General features: G+C 59.2%; 3 protein-coding genes and 1 pseudogene. All 4 read left to right on the top strand.

Going from position 1 to position 3096, the window contains the following annotated elements; all coding sequences use genetic code 11:
• Nucleotides 1-325: pseudogene (locus HX846_RS17800) on the top strand (urea ABC transporter permease subunit UrtB); the annotation flags it as partial.
• Nucleotides 326-335: 10 nt separating this feature from the next.
• Entirely contained in the window at nt 336-1496 is a 1161-nt protein-coding gene (gene urtC, locus HX846_RS17795) for an urea ABC transporter permease subunit UrtC (RefSeq protein WP_003218260.1), read from the top strand.
• Entirely contained in the window at nt 1493-2251 is a 759-nt protein-coding gene (urtD, locus tag HX846_RS17790) for an urea ABC transporter ATP-binding protein UrtD (protein ID WP_003218258.1), read from the top strand. The genes urtC and urtD overlap by 4 nt, the downstream gene beginning before the upstream one ends.
• Before the next feature lie 10 nt (nt 2252-2261).
• A complete protein-coding gene (gene urtE / locus HX846_RS17785; protein WP_008430563.1) occupies nt 2262-2951 on the top strand; it encodes an urea ABC transporter ATP-binding subunit UrtE in 690 nt (229 codons plus the stop codon).
• The last annotated feature ends 145 nt before the right edge of the window (nt 2952-3096 follow it).

Here is a 3096-nt window from a genome sequence, read left to right as displayed (position 1 = left end):
CATCAACACGCGCAAGGTCGACCGCATGACCTTCGCCCTCGGCTGCGGCGTGGCGGGCGTGGCCGGTGCGGCGTTCACCACCATCGGCTCCACCGGGCCGACCGCCGGTTCGCAGTACATCGTCGACACCTTCCTGGTCGTCGTATTCGGCGGCGCGCAAAGCCTGTTCGGCACCATTGCCTCGGCGTTCGTGATTGCCCAGACCCAATCGCTGTCGGAGTTTTTCCTCAGTGGCTCGATGGCCAAGGTGCTGACGCTGTCGTCGGTGATCCTGATCCTGATGCTGCGCCCGCAAGGGTTGTTCTCCATCAAAGTGCGCAAGTAGAGGCGAACCGATGAAGGCTCTAGACAAACTGCTGGGCGGCCAGCAAAACCTGATCGGCATCGTGCTGTTGGCGCTGTTGATCCTCGTGGTGTTCCCGCTGACCCTGGACGCCTTCCGGCTGAACATGGTCGGCAAGTACCTGACCTACGCGTTCGTCGCGGTGGGCCTGGTGCTGTGCTGGGGCTATGGCGGGATTCTCAGCCTCGGGCAAGGCGTGTTTTTCGGCGTCGGCGGCTACTGCATGGCGATGTTCCTGAAGCTTGAGGCCTCGGACCCGATCAGCACCAAGATCCAGTCCACCCCGGGCATCCCGGACTTTATGGACTGGAACCAGATCACCGAATTGCCGTGGCTCTGGCAGCCGTTCCACAGCTTCACGTTTACCTTGTTCGCGGTGATTGCGGTGCCGGTGCTGCTGGCGTTCATCATTGGCATGGCGCTGTTCAAGCGGCGGGTGGGCGATGTGTATTTCTCCATCGTCACCCAGGCGATTGCGCTGATCCTCACGGTGCTGATCGTCGGCCAGCAAGGCCTTACCGGTGGTGTCAATGGCATTACTGACCTCAAGACCCTGCTGGGCTGGGACCTGCGCGGTGACGGCGCGAAGATGATCCTGTATTTCATCAACGCCGGGCTGTTGTTCGGCTGCATCTTCATTGGCCGTTTCATCCTCGCCTCGAAGCTGGGCCGGCTGTTGATGGCCATGCGCGACAAGGAAGAGCGGGTACGGTTTTCCGGGTATGACGTGGCCAGCTTCAAGATTTTCGTGTTCTGCGTGGCGGCGGCGTTCTCGGCGATTGGCGGGGCGATGTTTGCCTTGCAGGTGGGCTTTATGTCGCCGTCGTTCGTGGGCATCGTGCCGTCCATCGAGATGGTGATCTTTGCCGCGGTGGGCGGGCGCATGTCGTTGCTGGGCGCGGTGTATGGCGCGTTGCTGGTGAACTATGGCAAGACCTACTTTTCCGAATCCTTCCCCGAGCTGTGGCTGTACCTGATGGGCGGGTTGTTTATCGCCGTGGTCATGTACTTCCCCAACGGCCTGGCGGGGTTGTGGGACAGCCATGGTCGCCAGGCCCTGGCCCGAGTGTTGCGGCGCAAGCCGGTGGTCAAGGCCGAGCCCGCGAAGATCAAGCCCAAGGCTGAAGCCAAGATCCTGGAGACACAGCCATGACCGCCGTCGGTTTTGAGATGAAAAAACCGGTGTTGGCTATCGAAGGCCTCACCGTGTCATTCGATGGCTTCAAGGCTGTCGACAACCTCAACCTGTATATCGACCGCAATGAAGTGCGGGTAGTGATCGGGCCCAACGGCGCCGGCAAAACCACGGTGCTGGATTTGATCTGCGGCAAGACCCGCGCCACCAGTGGCAGCATCCAGTTCGACGGCCAGGAACTGACCAAAATGCGCGAATACAACATCGTGCGCGCCGGGGTAGGGCGCAAGTTCCAGAACCCATCGATCTACGAAAACCTCACGGTGTTTGAAAACCTCGAGATGTCGTATCCGGCTGGGCGCAAGGTGTGGGGCGCGCTGTTTTTCAAGCGTAATGCCCAGGTGATTGCGCGGGTCGAGGAGGTGGCGCGGGAAATCTTCCTCGGCGACTTGTTGCAGCAGCAGGCGGACCTGCTGTCTCACGGGCAAAAGCAGTGGCTGGAGATTGGCATGCTGCTGATGCAAGACCCTGAATTGCTGATGCTCGACGAGCCGGTGGCCGGGATGAGCGTCAACGAGCGGGCGCAAACGGCCGAGTTGCTCAAGCGCATCAGCCAGGGGCGCTCGGTGTTGGTGATCGAGCATGACATGGAGTTCGTCAAGAGCATTGCCCACAAGGTCACGGTTTTGCATCAGGGCAAGGTGCTGGCCGAGGGCAGCATGGAGTCGGTGCAGAGCAATCCGAAAGTCATTGAAGTGTATTTGGGCCACTGAGGAGTCGGGCATGTTCAAGATCGACAAACTGTCGTGTGGGTACGGGCAGAGCCAGATTCTTCACGACCTGGAACTGGATGTGGCGAAGCGTGAGATCGTCGCGGTGATGGGGCGCAACGGGATGGGCAAGACCACGTTGTTCAAGAGCCTGATGGGTATTTTGCCGCAGTGGCAGGGGCAGGTGAGTGTGGATGGGCATGATGTGTCTGCGCTTGAAACCCATGAGCGGGTGGAGCGGGGGATTGCCTATGTGCCGCAGGGGCGGATGATTTTTCCCAGCATGAGTGTGTTGGAGAATATTCAGACTGGGTTGCCGGCGGCGGCCCGGGGCAGGGTGCCTGAGGATTTGTATGCGCTGTTTCCGGTGCTGTATGACATGCGTTCGCGCAAGGGTGGGAATTTGTCTGGGGGGCAGCAACAGCAGTTGGCGATTGCCCGGGCGTTGGCGACGAATCCCAAGGTGTTGTTGCTGGATGAGCCGACTGAGGGGATTCAGCCTTCGATCATCAAGGACATTGCTCGTACGCTTAAGGAGATTCGCAATTTGCGGGATTTGACGATTGTTGTTTCTGAGCAGGTGTTGTCGTTTACTTTGGAAATTGCTGATCGGTTTTTGGTGATTGAGAAGGGGAGGTTTGTGATTGAGGAAACTCGGGATCGGGTGGATGAGGCGACTATCAGTCGGTATTTGTCGGTTTGATCTGGCTGGGTACATATCCGTTATTTGGGTAACGGCGGCTTATGGTTTCGCTCTTACAGCGAGTCACTTTGCAAAAGCGGCAAAGTAACCAAAGCGCTCTGCCCCGCCTGTCGGCGCCTCGCCTAGGCTCGGTGTTCCCTCACTC

Source organism: Pseudomonas sp. K5002, from assembly GCF_013386655.1.
Taxonomy (GTDB): domain Bacteria; phylum Pseudomonadota; class Gammaproteobacteria; order Pseudomonadales; family Pseudomonadaceae; genus Aquipseudomonas.
This window is presented reverse-complemented; position numbering and strand designations above follow the sequence as displayed.